This window comes from Pseudomonas sp. zfem005 (genome assembly GCF_032621735.1).
Taxonomy (GTDB): Bacteria; Pseudomonadota; Gammaproteobacteria; order Pseudomonadales; family Pseudomonadaceae; genus Metapseudomonas; species Metapseudomonas solani.
The window spans coordinates 115,970-133,891 of record NZ_JAVYJE010000006.1; the positions used below are offsets into that span (position 1 = coordinate 115,970).

Here is a 17,922-nt window from a genome sequence, read left to right on the forward strand (position 1 = left end):
AAACGGCGCGGATCATAACATAGCAGCTGACCCGCCCCGTCGCCGGAGGCCGTCAATCGGAAAGGCGTCTCACCCAGAAAAGCTCGTGGCGGCGCACTGCCTTGCGGAAGAAGTCGTCCTCACCGCTCTCCGGCCAGCGCCGCGCGGCGAGCAGCCACTGGATGGTCCGGCGCAGGCGCTTCTTGAACGACAGCGGCACCTGCAGGTCATGCTGCATGGCCAGCGCCTGGGCCTTGTCCAGACGTGCCTGTTCACAGAGCACGGGGCTCCACAGGGCATCCGCCGGCAGCGGATCGATGCAGGGTGGCAAGGCGATGCCACCACCCGCCGGGCCCATGGGCCAGCGGTCGTTGTCCACCAGGTGGTTGGCGTAGAGCAGCTGCACGGCGGGCGTCCAGCCGCTCTGCTCGATGGCCTGGTCGAGGGCGCGACTGGCCTGGATATGGTCCGGGTGCGGATCGAGCTGCGGATGCGGCACCACCACCACGTCGGGCTGCAGGCGCGCCAGCAGGGCCGCCAGGTCGCCCACCAGGTTGCGCCAGCTCGATGCGCCGTCGAGGTCGCCGGGCAGGGCCAGGGCATTGAAGCGGCGCACGCTGCGGATATCCGTCTCGCCCGACTCCAGCGAGGCGAAGGCACGCTCCGGCTCAGCCTCCATGGCCTCCAGGCGCAGGCAGTAGTAGCCGAGCTGCAGGCAGCGGGTGGCCGGCACGCCACCCCAGAGCGGCACCGCCAGGCTGCTCCAACTACGCAGGCGCCCCTTCAGGCGCGCTGCGGCGGCGCTGTCCAGCCCCAGGCGACGATACACCTGGGCCTCGATCTCGCCCTGGGTCAGGGTGACGATATGCACATCGCTGCAGCGGCTATAGAGGCCAAAGGCCGCCAGCTCGGCATCGTCCGCATGGGGCGCGATGACCAGCACCTTCTGCTTGGCGTAATCGGGGTTGCTGAAGGCATAGAGCGAAGCATCGGGAGCCAGGCGGCAGAAGCGCCCGCGCAGACGCAAGGTCCCAGCGGCGAGCGCGGCCTGGGCACCGGAAAGATTGAGGTAGCGGCGCCCATTCACCCCGCGCTCGAAATCCTGGCGATCGGTGCACTCACCGCAGTCGATCAGTACATGAGGGTCTAGCCAGCGGCCAAGCCAGCCGCAGCGGATATTGACCTCCAGCATCAGGGTATCGACGCCCACCGGCAGATTTCCGGCTGCCGCCTCGACGCGCCCGTCCACCAGGTGCACTGGCAGCGGCTCGATGCCGGCCGGGAAACAGTATTGATAGTCGTCACGGGGGGAGTAGAACAGGTGGTCGGCGAACCAGGCCTCGTGGGCTATCCAGCCGAGCACCAGAAGCACTGGCGTGGTGCTCCAGGAACCGAACCAGTCCAGCGCCACCAAGACCAGCAGGGCGCCAAACATGAACAAACGCTTATGGCGCCGATGACGGCGCAGGAGCAGTTGCTTGCGTGTTTCCATTCACTCACACCCGAAAGACGGGAACCTTGTTGCACCAACGATCCTTGTATTCCACATCCGCGCGCCCGAACGAATAACGCAGGGCCTTGCCTCTGGCCCGGGCATCCTCCCAGGCGGCCTGCGTATTGACGAAGCTGAGAACGCTGCCGGGGCTGAAGTCCCGGCTTTGTGGATCGACGCCGCCGTTGATGTATTCGGCGCTGATCCATTTTGGAGATTCCACCCTGTACACCACCTGAACGGCGATGGGCGCTCCCTCCAGCATTAACAGGCTGCCGCTGAGGAACTCCCGGAGCAGCCCGAACACCTCTTCCAGATGCCCCTTGCCAGGCACATCGAACCCCCAGCGGCGCTCGAACAGGTCGGTATAAATAGTGGCCAACTCGGCAGCGCTGAGTTCAGCGACCGGGCGCAAGGTGCCGCCCGCCTCCTCCAGCAAACGCAGTTCGCGGCGCTGGTTATAGCGGAATTTTTTGGAAAACTCCTCGGGAGCACGGCACAGCGCCAGCGACTCTTTCTGCAGGCGCAATCCTAGCAAGCGGCTGCGGTTGGGCTCACCCAGGTAGCTGCTGCGATGGCGTAGGACGGCGCCGCTATCAGGGCGCGCCGGCAGGATGACCTCGGCGTTACCGAGGTCGAACAGGTGGCGTTTGCCAGCACGCTTGAGCACGTCCCGCGACAGCGCGAGATAACGGCCCCAGGTGGGGATGGCCGCCACCGGCTCGTCACCCTCGAACCAGCCGAGGTAGCGCACCGGAATGCCGGCCATCGCGGAGAGCCGCTCCACCACATCCGGGTGGGTCATCAGGCTGCCACCGAAACGCGCCCAGACGGCGGCGTAGTCGGCGGCACTCAGGGAATACCAGCCGCGCTCACGGCAGGCGCGTATCAGGTTCAGCACAGCCCGGTACCTGGGAATGGAAACTTCATCTCAGACACATCGACGGCTCAACCGCGCTCCGCCGCCTGGACCTTGTCCTCGGCGAACTGGTTGGCATGCAGGCGCGCGTAATAGCCATCCAGGGCAATCAGCTCGGCGTGGTTGCCACGCTCGACGATGCGACCCTGGTCCATGACCAAAATCAGGTCGGCCTTCTCGATGGTGGAGAGGCGATGGGCGATGACCAGGGTGGTACGACCATCCATCACGCGATCCAGCGCCTTCTGGATGTGGCGCTCGGATTCGTTGTCCAGCGCCGAGGTAGCTTCGTCCAGCACCAGCAGCGGTGCGTTCTTCAGCAACGCCCGGGCGATCGCGAGGCGCTGGCGCTGGCCACCGGACAGCAGCACACCGTTTTCGCCGACGTCGGTGTCCAGACCGTGAGGCAGCTTCTCGATGAACTCGCTGGCATAGGCCGCCTCGGCCGCCTGCTCGATATCCGCACGCGGCGCACCGGCGAGGTCGCCATAGGCGATGTTGTTGGCCACCGAGTCGTTGAACAGGTTGACCTGCTGGGTGACCAGCGCGATATGCCGGCGCAGGTTACGCAGGCGGTAGTCCTGGACCTCGACACCGTCGAGGAGGATCTGACCTTCGCTGTGCTGGTAGAAACGCGGGATCAGGTTGGCCAGCGTGGACTTGCCGCTACCCGAGCGGCCCACCAGGGCGATCATCTGCCCCGGCTCGGCGGTGAAGCTGATGCTATCCAGAACGGCCTTCTCGGTACCGGGGTAGCGGAAGCTCAGGTCCCGTACTTCCAGCCGGCCAACGACCCGCTCGCGCTCGACGGAACCGGTATCGGTCTCCGGCACCTCATCCAGCTGTTCGAAAATGCTTTCGGCACCCGCCACGCCCTTCTGTACCGTGGAACTGACTTCCGACAGCTGGCGGATGGGCTTGGGCAACATTCCGGCCACGGTGATGTAGGCCACCAGCTCGCCCGCCGACGCGTCCCCACGCAGGAACAGCACCAGGAACATCAGCACGGCCATGGCGGAGAAGATCACCAGTTGCAGCATCGGCGTGTAGATGGCACCGGTCTTGGTCATGCGCAACTGCTTGTCGGTGTTGCTCTGGCTGGCGTCGAGGAAGCGCGCCTCTTCGTAAGGCTCTCCGCCGAAGCTGCGCACCACGCGATAACCCTGGATGGTCTCGGAAGCCACGTGGGTGACGTCACCCATGGCCACCTGGATCTTCTTACTCTGCTTGCGGAATTTGCGGCTGGCCGTGGTCACCATGAAGGCGATCAACGGCAGAATCGCCACCATCACCAAGGTCAGTTTCCAGTTCATCCACAGCAGGTAGGCGAACAGGCAGACCACCGTCATGCCCTCACGGATCACCACCTTGATCGCATCGGTCGCCGCCCCCGTCACCATGGTGACGTTGAAGGTGATGCGCGAGATCAGGTGCCCGGAGTTGTGGTTGTCGAAGTAGCGGTTGGGCAGCACCAGCAGGTTGTTGAACAGCGCAACGCGCAGGTCGTGCACCAGGCCGAGGGAAACCTTGGCCAGGTAATAGTTGCCGAGGAACGAGCCAACACCCTGCCAGGCGGCGATCAGCACGATCAGCAGCGGCACCATCTGCAGCAACTGCAGGTCGCGCAACACCGGCACATTGGGGAACAGCACCACGCTCGGGTCGTTGAGGCCATCGACGAAATACTGGAGGATCGCCCCCAGCATCGGCTGGGTGGTGGCGAAGATCACAAAGCCGACGATGCTCAGCACGAACTGCCAGATATAGGGACGGACGTAGCTCAGCAGTCGCAGGTAGATCTTCATGCTGGACGGCTGGGATTCCGTCAGTTGTTGCTCGGTCATTCGCTCAGCCTGGGGGTGGCAGAAAAGGCGGAGAGCTTACCACAGCGTGCCTAGCCACCGTTGTTGGACTAAGATGCAGCCCTTTTCACGGAAATAGACCTTCTCAGGTGCAGGCTTCTTTCATGCTCTCACAGTCCCGGTGGCAGTCTCTTAGCTCTTTCATCGTCAAGCGCTGGCTGGTGCTCGGCTATCTGGTACTGCTCACCGGGCTGTTCTGGCTGCCCAACGGCAGTGCCTACACCAAGGTGTTCTATGCCCTGATCGCCTTCCCCGCCCTGCTGGCTCTTGCCTTGGCACCTCGTCGCTGCAGCGACCTGCTACATGAACCCATGGTGCTTGTCTTCCTTGTCTTATCGGCCTGGACGCTTACAACCCTCGCCTGGTCCGGTACTGACGATAGCTTTGGCGGATTGGTCAAGCGGCCGCTGTATCTGCTTTTATTTATGGCCGCCTGTAGCCTGATCGCCCTGGAAAGTCGCGAGTTATTGCTGAGCACCCTGCGCACCGCAGCCATGCTCGTCGCCTTTGCCGCACTCGTGAGTCTGGGCTGGTTTCTGCTGGAGCCGCCCCCCGAGAACCGCCTGATAGGTACCGGCGCCCTGCGTAACCCGCTGCTCACCTCTCATGTCCTGGGTATGTTCTGCACTTACTGGATCGCAACCTGGCTTAGCCGCGATGCCCGCCAGGAGTGGCTAGCGCCACTCATGACTCTGCCGATATTGCTGGCCCTACTCGCCACTGGCTCGCGCACGCCACTGATGGCACTGGTTGTAACCAGCCTATGGATGCTGCTTATAACACCCCGCCGTGCCGCCTTGCTGATACTCACCATTGCAGTGACAGGTGGGCTGTGCCTAGCCTTTTTCCCCGACCTGCTACTGCAGCGCGGTGGCTCCTTCCGCCCGCAAATCTGGGCAGACGCCCTGCGTCAGGCTCAGGACCACCTCTGGCTCGGGCACGGCTACGACAACCGATTCGTCTTCATAATCGAAGGCCTGAGCACCATACTGAGCGACCCACACAACGTTGAACTCGCGGTGCTTCTCGAACTGGGCCTCGTGGGGCTGGGTTTCTGGCTTGTGCTGCATGGCCTCGGCCTGTGGCACTGCCTGCGCCAACGTAAGGACAAGGCTTTCCAGGTCGCCTCAGCGCTGGTGGTCTATGGCTTGGCAGCAGGCATGACCGAAGGCAGCAGCTTCCTATCTCGCCCCAATGAGAGCTGGTTCCTTATCTGGATTCCGCTGAGCCTGGTGATCGCCCTGGCCATCCAAAAGCGAGGCCTGGGTAAAGAATGAAAAACCTGAGTGCATCAGAACTGCAGGAACTACTGACCGACTCGACAGCCATTGAGGGTGATGGCCATGGCCTGAAGGTGGCACGCCTGAAAAACGGGGACTTCCTCAAGCTGTACCGACGCAAGCGCATGCTCAGCTCTGCACTCTGGTCTCCGCCATCTCGGCGTTTCGCGAACAATGCCGAGCGCCTTCGCAAGCTCGGCATCGTCACTCCGAAGATCCAACAGTTGCTACTGATCCCGGAGCTGCAACTGAACGCTGTGATCTATAGCCCTCTCCCCGGAGATACCCTCAGGAACCGCTGGCGCCACCTTGATACGGCGAGCCGGGAGCAGGAAGTCGAGTTATTCGGCACCTTCCTGGGCAAGTTGCACCAGTTGGGGGTGTACTTCCGATCCCTGCACCTAGGCAACGTGCTGCAGCTGCCCGACGGCGAACTGGGCCTCATAGATCTATCAGACATGAAGATTGCCACTAAACCGCTAGCGAGTTGGAAGCGCCGGCGTAACCTGCAGCACATTCTTCGTTACAAGGAAGATGCCGGCTGGTTGCTTAGCGAACATCGCCAGGCCTGGGTTCGTGGCTACGCGGTTAGCTGCGGCCAGACGGCCGCAGTGCGCTTCGAACGTGACCTGTCCAAGACAACTCTGCCCGGCTAGCCCAGGTAGAGGCGGCCAAGTGCGTTAAGGGTCTTGCCATTCCAATAGCGCAACGGCAGGCGCCCCAGCAGTTCACGAGCCAGCGGCTTGTCATCACGCGCCGTCTTCAGCAGCATCGAGTTGATAAAGCGCGCACAAACCTCGGCATAGTTCGGGTGATCGCCAAAATGGGCATATGTGGCAAGCACGGCGTCGATCATCATGCGCCGGTTCTTGTAGGTATTGGTGTCGTGCACCCGGTAGAGGGCCAGTACATCAGGCAAAATGTCGATGAAGTAGCCGGCGCGGGCAATCTTCAATTCGATCAGCAGGTCCTCCAAGCGTATCGCTGGATCGAACCCGCCAACCGCCTCTAGAGCATCGCGACGAAACAGCAGTGTCGGCGCCGGAGCACCGTCCTTTCTGGCATTGAAAAGGTCCTCGAAATCCAAGCGACGCAGGGGGCGATCGCGATCCTTTCCGGGAATCGTTCGGCCCTGCCCATCAATAGTGCATATATTGCCGGCGCAGATACCTACCTCCGGCTTGTCCTGCATATAAGCCACTTGCAGTGCCAGACGCTCGGGCAGCATCACGTCATCGGAGCCGAAAGGAGCAATCAGGCTGCCCTTCGAGCGTGCTACCAGTTCATTGAGGGTATGGGCCAACCCCTTGTTCTCACGAGCGACGAAGTCGAAGCCGTGCTCCTCTTGCATCCTGCGGATGCGCGCAACGCTGTCATCGCTAGAACCGTCATCCACTACCAGCAACTCAATGCCAGGATAGGTCTGAGCCAGCACGCTGTTGATACAGGCTTCGATGTAGTGACCATGGTTGTAGGAGGAAATGATCACACTGACCAGAGGCGAATCCTGAGTCTCAGTCATTTCGGCCTCCTTCCAGCAACCCCGCCAACAACTCTCGATACTGGCGGCGGAAGTCCTCGATCGAATGGGCGCGGCGGAGATAACCGTAGGCCCGCTCGCCCTCCGCGATGCGCTCCGAGTCAGTAAGAGCCATTACCGCCCGCAAGTGCTCCGCCAATGCAACATGCTGGCGTGTCGGAAAGATGCGACCACCGCAATCCTCCAGAATCGGCTTGAGGCTGGGAATATCCGAGCCAATCACAGGTAAGTGGCCGCTCATACCTTCCAGCAGCGCCAAGGGCAGGCCTTCGCTGAGGGACGGCATGACAAAGCTATCGAATGCCCGCACGTACTGCAGCGCATCATCCCGAGCCCCTAGCAGCCGAACGCACCCATCAAGCTCCAGCTCTGCAATCACGGCCTCCAATTCGGCACGCGAACGACCTTCACCGATGATTGCCAGCAGCGCACCAGGCCACTCATCCTTGATTTCGGCAAAAGCACGCAGCAAATGAACATGACCCTTGACCGGTACCAGACGACCAATGGCCCCGAACACGAAAGCATCCGCCGGCAAGCCAAGCAGCTCGCGCGCACTCGCACGGGGTAGCTGCAAACCTTCCGCACGGTCGATGTCGATGGCATTGTTGATCTGGCAGGTGTTCGCCGAAGTGAAACCGGCCTTGGCATCAACCAAATAATTGCGCACAGCACGCGACACACCCACCAGCCGCCAGTTCGATGTCACCAACTGGCGTACAGTCCAGCAACGGAAGGAGCGGTCGTACTCGCCGAATCCATGGGCAACGCCAATGCAGGCACGAAAACCGAGCAGCTTGTTAAGCAGCATCAGCATATTCACCGGTTTGAATCGGTGGCCAATTACCGCGTCATATCTCTCTTCACGACAATGTTTGTAAAGCGCCCAAAGGGCACGCAGGCGCAGCCCACTCACCTGAGACTGGCGGTAACCAAAATAGATAGAGCGGCCAGCCTTGCTCACGGGCTCACCGGGGCCAGGACGACCGCGCAGGAATGCTGTGGTGACGTCATAGCGCTCGGCCGGCAAGGCCTGGACAATCTGCTCGGCAAGATCCGAGGCGTTAACGTTATAGTAGTTCTGCAACTGTAGAACTTTGATACGGCGCTGACTCATACCGACTTCTTCTTGGCTCCCAGCCACAAGCGCAAGGCCTTGCGGCTGTATGAAAGTTTGAACAGCACACGCCAATCGACTCGCAGCGCCTCACAATAGTAGTAGCGGGCACCGTCCTGGTCGCCGGCCAGCATGCAGGTACGAAACAACGACAGGCAACGCTGCGCCTTGTAGCGCTGACGCAGCTCTTGCCCAACTGCGGGCAACCTGTCGAATACCTCATCCACCAGTTTCAGATCCACCTTCCGCGCGGCCTCGGCGTTGTGCCGCAAACTGCCGGGGTGTTTGTGGATACGTGCGAGGGAGAAGTCCAGGCGTCTCACCGGGCCCAGGGCCAGGGTGTAGGCGAATACGGGGATATCTTCGCTGTGCCGCAGGTGCTCCGGATAGGGGCGCTGGAGCAGGAGGTCGCGCCTGAATACGCAGGCGCCGTGACTGATGGCAATGGTCTTGTCCAACAGGTAGGCGGACAGACGCTGCTGTAGGTCGTTCGGCACCTCGGAAACAGGGTGCTCGCGCTCGCGGCCATCAGGCTGAACCGCTACGTGCCCAGCCAGCCACAGACCGGTATCGGGGTGGGCACGCAACTGCTCGCTAAGCCGGGACAGCACACCCGGCGCCAACTCGTCGTCGGCATCCAGCAGCAGTACGAAACGGCCACTGGCAAGGCGCACGCCATGGTTACGCGCAGCGGAGGGGCCGGCGTTTTCCTGACGGACCCCATGGAAGCGTTCGCCGTAGCGAGTCGCCAGTGCTTCGAATACAGCCGGGGTGTCATCGCTGGAACCATCGTCGATGACCCAGAGCTCTACATCGCCATCGGCCTGGGAGAGCACCGACTCGACCGCTCGCGGCAGCACCCTGGCGTAGTTGTACGCCGGGATGATGACGCTGAGCAGCGGACTATCCGACATTGTCATACCAATCCACGCCATCCTTGACGACCAACACATCCTCCATGATCAGGTACTGCAGATCGGAGCCGTAGAACATGTTCAGCGCGTCGGTGGGCGAGCAGATCATCGGCTCGCCGCGACGGTTGAGGGAGGTGTTCAGGGAGACGCCGTTGCCGGTGAGGTTCTCCAGCTCCTTCATCAGGTCATACCAGCGCGGATTGTGGCGGCGCTCCAGCACCTGGGCGCGGGAAGTGCCGTCCTCGTGCACGACTTCGGAGACGCGCTCCTTCCACTCGTCGTTGACCTCGAAGGTGAAGGTCATGAACGGGCTCGGGTGGTCGACCTTGAGCATCTGCGGCGCCACGGTGTCGAGCATCGACGGGCAGAAGGGCCTCCAGCGCTCGCGGAACTTGATCTGTTCGTTGATGCGGTCGGCGACGCCGGGGATGCTCGGGCAGCCGATGATGGAGCGACCGCCCAGGGCGCGGGGGCCGAACTCCATGCGGCCCTGGAACCAGGCCACCGGGTTGCCGGCGACCATGATGCTGGCGATGCGCTGCGGGGTGTTTTCGATGCGCTTGAACACCGGCTTGTTCGGATGCTTGGCGCAGGCGGCGATGACGTCCTCGTTGGAGAAGGCCGGGCCGAGGTAGACGTGCTCCATCTTCTCCACCGGTACGCCGCGCTTGTGCGAGATGTAGGCGGCGGCGCCGACGGCGGTGCCGGCGTCACCGGAGGCGGGCTGCACGAACAGCTCCTTCACATCCGGGCGGGCGATGATCTTCTGGTTCAGCTTGACGTTCAGCGCGCAGCCGCCAGCGAAGGCGATCTTGCCGGTCTCGCGGAGGATGTCGCCGAGGTAGTACTCCATCATCTCCAGCGCCAGCTTCTCGAACAGGGCCTGCATGCTGGCGGCGTAGTGGATGTAGGGGTCGTCGGCAATATCGCCCTGGCGTTTCGGGCCGAGCCACTCGATCAGCTTGGGCGAGAAGTAGTAGCCCTTGCCGTTTTCCTTGTAGCGACGGAAGCCGATGACGTTGGCGTATTCGGTGTTGATCACCAGCTCGCCGTTCTCGAACTTGGCCAGGCGCGAGAAATCGTACTTGGCGGCGTCACCGTAGGGCGCCATGCCCATGACCTTGAACTCGCCGTCGAGCATCTCGAAGCCGAGGTATTCGGTGATCGCGCCATAGAGGCCGCCCAGGGAATCCGGGTCGAAGAATTCCTTGATCTTGTGGATCTTGCCGTTCTCGCCCCAGCCGAAGAAGGTGGTGGCGTACTCGCCCTTGCCGTCAATCCCGAGGATCGCGGTCTTCTCCTTGAAGCCGGAGCAGTGATAGGCGCTGGAGGCGTGGGCCAGGTGGTGCTCCACCGGCTCGATCTTCACCTTCTTGGCGTCGAAGCCCAGTTGCTCCAGGCACCAGACGATCTTGTTGCGGTAACGCTTGTAGCGGCGGTTGCCCATGAGGATCGCGTCGAGGGCGCGGTCCGGGGCGTACCAGTAGCGCTTGGCGTACTGCCAGCGGGCCTTGCCGAACAGGCTGATGGGGGCGAAGGGAATGGCCACCACATCGACGTCGGAAGGCTTGATGCCGGCCTGCTCCAGGCAGAACTTGGCCGATTCGTAGGGCATGCGGTTCTTCGCGTGCTTGTCGCGCACGAAGCGCTCTTCTTCGGCGGCCGCGATCAGCTTGCCGTCGATGTAGAGCGCGGCGGAGGGGTCATGGCTGAGGGCGCCAGAAAGGCCGAGAATCGTCAGTGCCACAGTGTTAAGCCTCTTGAAAGCAGCTGGCAGCCTGAAACGGGAAGCCCGAGGCGCCAGCGGTCATATGGTTCACGGCCCAGGGGGCTGTTTCTTCCAGCTTCAAGCACTCGGCTTCAAGCTGTCTTTCGGTAAACGTCGGTCCAGCAACTGGTGCAACGCCGAATCGGCGGGCCAGTTGCGCAGGAAGCGGGCACGGTCGCGGGCGTAGGCCCGGGCGAAACTGCGCTCGCTTCGGTGTTGCTGCACGGCATCCAGATCGATGAGGCACCAGGCGCCGTTCTGCCAGAACAGGTTGTGTCCCTTGAGGTCGCCATGGCTGATGCGCTCACGGATCAGCGCGGCGAACAAGCGGTCCAGCGCCTGCAGATCGGCTTCGGCCGGCAAGCCATTGCCTTGCGGATCGGCCTGGGCTTCCTGAAAACGGGCGATTATATCGTGCCCGGGCAGATATTCGGTAATCAGGTAGGCGCGGCTGCGCAGCCAGCACCAGCGGCGCTCGATCATGGCCAGGGGCTGCGGGGTGGCGATGCCGAGGAAGGCCAGGCGATTGCCCTCCTTCCAGCTGTGCCAGGCACGGCTGGGGCGCCAGAAGCGCTTCAGCCAATGCAGCGGGCCCTTGATGTTGTAGCGCTTGAGCAGCAGTTGCCGCCCACCGGCTTCCACCTGCGCCACCGTGGCGGTGCCGCCGCCCTTGAGCAGACGACCGGCGGCGAGGGCCGCGTCGGGGTCGTCCAGCAACGGCGACAGAGCATCCAGCGCATCACGCCGGGCGGCGCGGAAACCGAAGGCCGAGCCGATCACGCTGAACAGGCTGCAATCACGGCCGACCTTGGCGAGGAAGTCGCGCAGGCGCCAGCGGCGTACCCGGGCGATCTCCTTCTGCAACATCTCCAGCGGCAACGCGTGCTCGCCGTTGGCCAGCAGGTAGTGCACCAGCAACTCTTCGAGGAAGGGGTCGAGGTCCGCCGGCAGCTGGGCGAAGAACACCCCGAGGTTGGCCAGCACCTTATCCCGCGCCAGGCTCTGCCCGGGGGATTCACCGCGTACGCCACCACCGTCGATCAACTGCAGCGCGCCCTGGTGGCGAAGGATGTTGTCCAGATGCAGGTCTTCCTGGACCAGCCCCTTGCCATGCAATTGCCCGATCAGGGCCAGCGCCTCACCCAGCACGGCCTGCTGGCCATCGGAGAGCGGCGCCTCGGCTTCCACCGCGCGCCACTCGTCCCACAGGCTGCTAGCGCCTTCCAGGTAGTCGAACAGCAGCCAGCCGCCCTGCCCCGCGGCAAAGCCTTCGGCCAGCAGAGCCGGCGTCGGCAACCCCTGCTGGGCGAGCAGTTTTGCGCCGGCCAACTCCCGCTGGTAATGACGCTCGGCCTTGGCGCCGACCATCAGCTTGGCCAGCACCTCGCGGCCCCGCCAGCGGGCGAGGCCGACATAACGCTGCCCGGGCAGCACGCGGAACAGGCGGACCAGCTCCAGGCCATCCGCAGCGTCCACGGCCAACGGCAGGTTCGGTGCGCGCCCGGCACCGGCGAGTTCGGCCAGCTTCAAGCGCGACGCTCCTTGTTGCGGCGACGCGCGCCGAGGCGGCGGACCCAGGTATCGATATCGCTGCTGGAGTGCTCGGCGCCCAGGTAGGCCACCAGCAATTCGCGGAGCTCGCTTTCGCCCCAGGCGTTGGCACGGCGCACCAGCGGCTCCAGGTCCTTGACCCGGTCACGACGCCCCAGCAGCAGCGGGCGGGTCTTCTCCAGGTCGATCAGGCAGCTTTCGTAGTGGCCGCCGCTTTCGCGCAGGAAGATGTGCTTGGGGTAGAAGCAGCCATGCACCTGGCCGGCCCCATGCAGCCGATGGGCAAGCGTGCCGACGGCGAGGATGATCGCCGCGCGCGGCTCCTCGTCCAGGCTGGGCCAGCGCTCCAGCAGCTCGGCCAGTTCGGTCCAGCCGTCCAGGGCACGGGTAAGCAGGATGGCGCGGCGCTCGCCGTGCACCTCTCGCTCGGCGAAGAAGGCCGCGCGCAAGGCCGGGACCTCCAGCACCTGGTAACGCTGGATATTGCGGAATTCGCGGGCGAAGGTGGGCTCGCCGAACGGGCGCGCCAGGCTGCGGCTGAGGTAGTTGCTCTGCCGCTTGAGGTAATAGGCGGCATCACCCAGGTCGAGGCGGAACACGCTGCTCCAGCCGCCACGGCCGGTATTGGGGGCGTCCACCGCCTCGAGCTGCAGGTTCCACAGCGCCTCGAAGTTGTCGAGGCCATGACGGGCCAGGATGTCGCGGTCACTGGCGGCGATGAAGTCGCTCATTCGCGTCCCTCGAAGAAGCCGATGATCTGCCTGATACGCCGCTTGTCGGCGACGTTCAGGCGCTGGCGCCCGCAGTACTGCAGGTAGAAACGCAGGCGCTGGGTGCGGCTCAGCTGGTACTTGGCCACCTTGTCCAGGCAGGCCAGGTCCTTGGTGATGCGGCGCCGCAGGAAGGGGCCGAACCAGAAGGCGCCGGTGGGGCAATCGATGAGGAACAGCTCGCCCTCGTCGTTGACCAGCAGGTTGCGCCACTTCAGGTCGTTATGGGCGAAGTGGTGGCCGTGCATGGCGCGAGTGGCGCGGGCCAGCTGTCGGCTGACGCCATCCACCCAGGCCGCGTCGTCCAGGCGCGGGTCGTCACGCAAGGCCAGCGCCGCCATATCGGCGGTGCGCTCCAGCTCACGGGTGATCAGCGCGCCACGGTGGAAAAGCCCGCAGCGCCGCTCCAGGCCCCAGCCCACTAGCGGCGCCGTGGGGATGCCCCACTTGCTGAAGCTCTTGAGGTTCTGCCATTCGGCCTTGACCCGCGGCCGGCCGATCCAGCGGCGCAGGCCCTTGCCCGCCCCCCAGTAGCGTTTGACGTAGTAGCGGATGCCCGCATGCTCGATCCGCAGCACTTCGGAGAGCGGGTCACCGGTGATCCAGTCGCCCTTGAGGGCGAACACCGCATCGAGGTCGGCGAACAGGCCGGCGACGCCTTCGTCGAGCCCCGGCGCCAGTTTCCAATCGCTCAATCCGTTGCTCCTTCCACGTACTTGCGCTGGTAGCGCACCAGCAGGCGCGCGGCCTTCTGTTCCATCCAGGCCAGCAGAGCGATCTCTTCGCGCAGCACCTGGCGCAGCGGTTGCTGGAAATAGACCTGGAGGAAGCGCAGCTTGTCGTGGCGGGTCAGGCCGATGTTCAACGCCGAGAAATACAGGGCCGCCAGGTCCTTGTCGCGCCAGCGGCGCGGCGTGCTCGCGCGCACCTGGGCGCGGTGCAGGTCGATCACCGAGAGGCGGAAGTCCCCGGGCGTGACCGGCTTGTCGGTGTGCAGGAGGAAGTGGCAGATGTAGCAATCACGATGATTGACGCCTGCGCGGTGCATCTCGCGCACCATGCGCGCCACCTCGTCGATCAGTGCGCGCTTGAGCTTCAGCGGCGGCGGGTTCTGCTGCCAGTCGAGGCTGAAGTCTTCCAGGCTGATGGTCGGTGCCAGCTCTTCGGTGACGATGAAGGAGTGTTGCTGCGCGGGGTTGCTCCCGCGCTCGCCGAAGGCCACCGCGGTCATGGTCGGTACCCCCACCTGCTGCAGGCGCTGGATGGCGGCCCATTCGAGGCCGGCGCCGAGCACCGGCAGCTTGGCGGTGATCAGGTTCTTGAAGATCTCGCCCCAGCCGATGCCACGGTGGATCTTGACGAAGTAGCCGCGCCCGTCGACCTCGGTGCGCAGGGTGCGCCGGGCCTCCAGCTCACGGAACACCTCGCCCTGCAGCTTCTCGACCTCGGCGAAGGCGTCGCGCCCGGCCCACAGGTCCTTGAAGGGTTGTGCGAGCACCAGTTTCATGGGCGCGCCTGCAAGATCACGTCGGCCGCGCGCTGCGGCATGCTGTAGAGGTCCGCCGCATCGGCGAAGGCCAGGCCATTGCGGGCCCATTCGTTGCGGGCGTTATCGTTGTCGAGCATTTCGGCCAGCATGCGGTTCAGCTGCTCCTGTTCGAAGGGGCTCGGCACCACGCGGCCTGCCCTGGCCTCGTCGATGTAGTGGGCGTAGCCGCAGACGTCGGTCACCAGCACCGGCAGCCCGGCGACCAGCGCCTCCAGCAGCACGGTCCCGGTGTTTTCGTTGTAGGCGGGGTGGATCAGCAGGTCGGCGCCCAGCAGGAAGCGTGGGATGTCGCTGCGCCCCTTGAGGATTTCGACCTGATCGGAAATACCCAGCGTCTTCATCTGCAGGATGAAAGGCTTGGGGTCGTCCTGGCCGATGACGATCAGCCGCGTGCGCTTCTTCAGCGCCTTGGGCAGCGCGGCCAGCGCGCGCAGGCTGCGGTCCAGACCCTTGGTCTTGAAGCCGGAGCCGATCTGCACCAGCAGCAGCTCGTCGTCCGCCAGCTTGAACTCGCGGCGGAACTCGGCGCGGATCTCGGCGGCGTTGGCCGGGGCGCGGCGGTCGGCGGCGATACCCGGCGGCAGCAGATGGAAGCGCTCGGCCGGCGTGGCGTAGTGCTTCACGAACAGCGGTTGCTGGACCTCGGAGATCATCAGCACCTGGGTTTTCGACTCGGGGGCGAACACGGCCCGCTCGTAGTCGGCGAAGTGCTTGTAGCGGCCCCACTTGCGGTACAGGCCGTTGCGCAGGGTCTGCGCCTTGTCCTCGAAGCAGGGGTCGGCGGCGTAGTACACGTCCAGGCCGGGCATCTTGTTGAAGCCGATCACCCGGTCCACCGGGCGCTTGGCCAGGTCGGCCTCGACCCAGGCGGTGAACTTCTCGTTGCGCTTGTGGTTGAACAGCGCCTTGACCGGCGCAATCAGCACTTCGAAACCGTCCGGGATGTCGCCTTCCCAGATCATGGTGTAGACGCGGATGGCGTGCCCACGGCGCTGGCAATCCTGGGCGATGCGCATGAAGTCGCGCTGCAGGCCGCCGAACGGGAAGTACTTGTAGAGCACGAATGCCAGTTGCATCAGTGAGTGTCCTCGGTCAGCAGCAGGGCCTCCAGCTGGGTGGCCACGCGCTGCGGATTCAGCCGGGTGAAGCACAGGGGCTGCTCGCGTTTCAGGTCGAAGCGGCGCCTGTCTTCCTCGGTCGGCTGGTAGGTACAGGTCTTCTTCAGGCACGGCGCGCAAGGGAAGTCGCTGCCCAGGTGCACCTGCGAACGCCCATAGGCACCGGTGAAGCCGGGGTTGGTCGGCCCGTAGAGCGACAGGGTCGGGACATCCAGCGCCGCCGCCAGGTGGCCCAGCCCGGTGTCGACCGCCACGCAGGCACGGGCCCCCGCCAGCACCTTGGCCATGCCGGCCAGGGATAATTTGGGGAGCACTGCGGCGTTTTCCAAGCCCTCGGCGATGCGCTCGGCCCGCGCCTTCTCGTTCGGGTTGCCCCAGGGCAGGCGCAGGTTCCAGCCGTGCTCGCAAACCCGCTCGGCGAGGTCGCGCCAGTAGGCTTCCGGCCAGTGCTTGGTGTCCCAGGTAGTGCCGTGCAGGAACAGCAGGTAAGGCGCGCTGCCCGGTGCATCGGCCAGCTGCGAACGGCTGAGCCCGTAGTCGCCGGTGGTGGTCGGCAGCGGGTAGTCCAGTGCCTTGGCGAACAACTGGCGCACACGCTCGACGGCGTGCTGTCCCCAGGCCACGGAGTGGGTCTGGTCGTAGAAGCGCGCGGCGATGGGTTCGCGGGCGGACTCGCGGTCCAGCCCGGCCACGGGCGCCTTGGCGTAACGGGTCAGCCAGGCACTCTTGAACAACCCCTGGGCATCGATGATCAGGTCGTAACGGGTCTCGCGCAGGCGCGCCTTGAAGCGCTTCCACTCGCCACTGCGGATGGTCTGCATCAGGTTCTTGCGCCAGCGGCGGATGGCCACCGGGATGACCTGCGCCACCGCCGGGTGCCAGGCGGGAATCTCGGCGAACCCCTCCTCCACCACCCAGTCGAACTGGATGCCGGGGATGGCCCGGGCGGCATCGGTGAGCGCCGGCAGCGTGTGGATCACATCACCCAGGGACGAGGTCTTGACCAGCAAAACCCTCATTCAGCGACCTCGGCCGGATCGGCCACCAGGCGCCCCAGGGCATCCATCACCGGGCGCGGCTTGAGCTGGCGCAGGCAGTTGTAGTGGCCGAAGCGGCAGGTGCGGTCGAAGCAGGGGCTACATTCCAGGCCCAGGCGCACCACCTCCACCTGTTCCGCCAGGGGCGGGGTGAACAGCGGCGAGGTGGAACCGTAGACGGCCACCAGCGGGCGGTTCAGCGCAGCGGCCACGTGCATCAGGCCGGAGTCGTTGGAGACCACGGCGCCGGAGCAGGACATCAGGTCGATGGCCTCGGCCAGGCTGGTCTGTCCGGCGAGGTTGATCACCTCTTCGCGCAGGCCCGGGATCAGGCGCATGCGGATGTCTTCGCCACCGGGGTGGTCGTTCTTCGAGCCGAAGAGCCAGACCTGCCAGCCGTCGCGGACCTTCAGCTCGGCGACCTTGGCGTAGTGCTCGGCCGGCCAGCGCTTGGCCTCACCGAATTCGGCGCCAGGGCACAGGGCGAGGATGGGGCGGTCGAGGCTGAGGCCGAACTTGGCCAGGGCCGCGTCGCGGCTCGCCGGTTCGATGCTCAGGGTCGGCCGCGGATAGGGTTGCGGCAGCTCGGCGCCGGGCTCGTAGGCCAGGGCCATGAAGCGCTCGATCATCAGCGGGTAGCGGGACTTGTCCAGCTTGCGGATGTCGTTGAGCAGGCCGTAGCGCATCTCGCCCTTCCAGCCCGTGCGCTTGGGAATGCCCGCGAAGAAGGGCACCAGCGCGGACTTCAGCGAGTTGGGCAGGAGGATCGCCTGGTCATAACGACCGGCGAGGGACTTGCCGATGCGGCGGCGCGTGGCCAGTTCCAGCACGCCGTGGCCGAGCGGAAAGCTCAGGGCCTGGCGCACCTCGGGCATGCGCTCGAGAATGGGCCGGCTCCACTCGGGTGCCAGGACGTCGATCTGGCAGTCGCCATGGCGGGCTTTCAGGCACTGGAAGAGTGTCTGCGCCATCACCATGTCGCCCACCCAGGAGGGGCCAACGATCAGAATATTCATAAAGGCAGCT

At 64.4% G+C, this 17,922-nt stretch carries 16 protein-coding genes; 2 read left to right on the forward strand and 14 right to left on the reverse strand.

The features are described 5' to 3' along the window. Nucleotides 1–52 precede the first annotated feature (52 nt). From RTW82_RS14990 to msbA, 3 genes are read right to left on the reverse strand one after another with little or no spacing between them, the layout of a single operon-like run. Entirely contained in the window at nucleotides 53–1,471 is a 1,419-nt protein-coding gene (locus tag RTW82_RS14990; RefSeq protein ID WP_316925565.1) for a PIG-L family deacetylase, read from the reverse strand. A gap of 4 nt (nucleotides 1,472–1,475) precedes the next feature. Next, nucleotides 1,476–2,372, reverse strand: a complete 897-nt coding sequence (locus RTW82_RS14995) for a GNAT family N-acetyltransferase (RefSeq protein WP_316925566.1) — start codon at nucleotides 2,370–2,372, stop codon at nucleotides 1,476–1,478. A gap of 47 nt (nucleotides 2,373–2,419) precedes the next feature. Beyond that, nucleotides 2,420–4,234: a lipid A export permease/ATP-binding protein MsbA gene (msbA, locus tag RTW82_RS15000; RefSeq protein ID WP_265169943.1), complete on the reverse strand. Its 1,815-nt coding sequence runs from the start codon at nucleotides 4,232–4,234 to the stop codon at nucleotides 2,420–2,422. A gap of 122 nt (nucleotides 4,235–4,356) precedes the next feature. Here msbA and RTW82_RS15005 point away from each other — a divergent pair, with 122 nt between their 5' ends. Both RTW82_RS15005 and RTW82_RS15010 read left to right on the forward strand, forming a co-directional pair. Then, nucleotides 4,357–5,529 (forward strand): O-antigen ligase family protein, encoded by a 1,173-nt coding sequence (locus RTW82_RS15005; RefSeq protein WP_316925567.1) that lies wholly within the window; start codon nucleotides 4,357–4,359, stop codon nucleotides 5,527–5,529. Beyond that, nucleotides 5,526–6,188 carry a polymerase gene (locus tag RTW82_RS15010; protein WP_316925568.1) on the forward strand — a complete coding sequence of 221 codons (663 nt, stop codon included), beginning with the start codon at nucleotides 5,526–5,528 and terminating at the stop codon, nucleotides 6,186–6,188. Before RTW82_RS15005 ends, RTW82_RS15010 begins: the two co-directional genes overlap by 4 nt. Here RTW82_RS15010 and RTW82_RS15015 read toward each other — a convergent pair. From RTW82_RS15015 to waaF, 11 genes are all read right to left on the reverse strand, one after another. After that, a complete protein-coding gene (locus tag RTW82_RS15015) occupies nucleotides 6,185–7,054 on the reverse strand; it encodes a glycosyltransferase (RefSeq protein ID WP_043242305.1) in 870 nt (289 codons plus the stop codon). The genes RTW82_RS15010 and RTW82_RS15015 overlap by 4 nt on opposite strands. After that, a complete protein-coding gene (locus tag RTW82_RS15020; protein ID WP_043242302.1) occupies nucleotides 7,047–8,189 on the reverse strand; it encodes a glycosyltransferase in 1,143 nt (380 codons plus the stop codon). The genes RTW82_RS15015 and RTW82_RS15020 overlap by 8 nt, the downstream gene beginning before the upstream one ends. Then, nucleotides 8,186–9,103: a glycosyltransferase family 2 protein gene (locus RTW82_RS15025; protein WP_316925569.1), complete on the reverse strand. Its 918-nt coding sequence runs from the start codon at nucleotides 9,101–9,103 to the stop codon at nucleotides 8,186–8,188. Before RTW82_RS15025 ends, RTW82_RS15020 begins: the two co-directional genes overlap by 4 nt. Further along, nucleotides 9,093–10,850 carry a carbamoyltransferase gene (locus tag RTW82_RS15030; RefSeq protein WP_043242298.1) on the reverse strand — a complete coding sequence of 586 codons (1,758 nt, stop codon included), beginning with the start codon at nucleotides 10,848–10,850 and terminating at the stop codon, nucleotides 9,093–9,095. Before RTW82_RS15030 ends, RTW82_RS15025 begins: the two co-directional genes overlap by 11 nt. A gap of 99 nt (nucleotides 10,851–10,949) precedes the next feature. Then, nucleotides 10,950–12,401, reverse strand: coding sequence for a lipopolysaccharide kinase InaA family protein (locus tag RTW82_RS15035; protein WP_316925570.1), 1,452 nt, complete (start codon nucleotides 12,399–12,401; stop codon nucleotides 10,950–10,952). Next, nucleotides 12,398–13,153, reverse strand: a complete 756-nt coding sequence (locus tag RTW82_RS15040; RefSeq protein WP_316925571.1) for a lipopolysaccharide kinase InaA family protein — start codon at nucleotides 13,151–13,153, stop codon at nucleotides 12,398–12,400. Before RTW82_RS15040 ends, RTW82_RS15035 begins: the two co-directional genes overlap by 4 nt. Beyond that, nucleotides 13,150–13,887, reverse strand: a complete 738-nt coding sequence (locus RTW82_RS15045; protein ID WP_316925572.1) for a lipopolysaccharide kinase InaA family protein — start codon at nucleotides 13,885–13,887, stop codon at nucleotides 13,150–13,152. Before RTW82_RS15045 ends, RTW82_RS15040 begins: the two co-directional genes overlap by 4 nt. Then, entirely contained in the window at nucleotides 13,884–14,699 is an 816-nt protein-coding gene (gene rfaP, locus RTW82_RS15050) for a lipopolysaccharide core heptose(I) kinase RfaP (protein ID WP_316925573.1), read from the reverse strand. The genes RTW82_RS15045 and rfaP overlap by 4 nt, the downstream gene beginning before the upstream one ends. Then, nucleotides 14,696–15,817, reverse strand: coding sequence for a glycosyltransferase family 4 protein (locus RTW82_RS15055; protein WP_316925574.1), 1,122 nt, complete (start codon nucleotides 15,815–15,817; stop codon nucleotides 14,696–14,698). Before RTW82_RS15055 ends, rfaP begins: the two co-directional genes overlap by 4 nt. Continuing rightward, the gene (gene waaC / locus RTW82_RS15060) at nucleotides 15,817–16,878 is read right to left on the reverse strand and encodes a lipopolysaccharide heptosyltransferase I (protein ID WP_316925575.1); all 1,062 of its coding nucleotides are present in this window, start codon (nucleotides 16,876–16,878) and stop codon (nucleotides 15,817–15,819) included. Before waaC ends, RTW82_RS15055 begins: the two co-directional genes overlap by 1 nt. Beyond that, complete coding sequence (waaF, locus tag RTW82_RS15065; RefSeq protein ID WP_316925576.1) at nucleotides 16,875–17,912, reverse strand: lipopolysaccharide heptosyltransferase II; 1,038 nt, start codon at nucleotides 17,910–17,912, stop codon at nucleotides 16,875–16,877. The genes waaC and waaF overlap by 4 nt, the downstream gene beginning before the upstream one ends. Nucleotides 17,913–17,922: the final 10 nt, after the last annotated feature.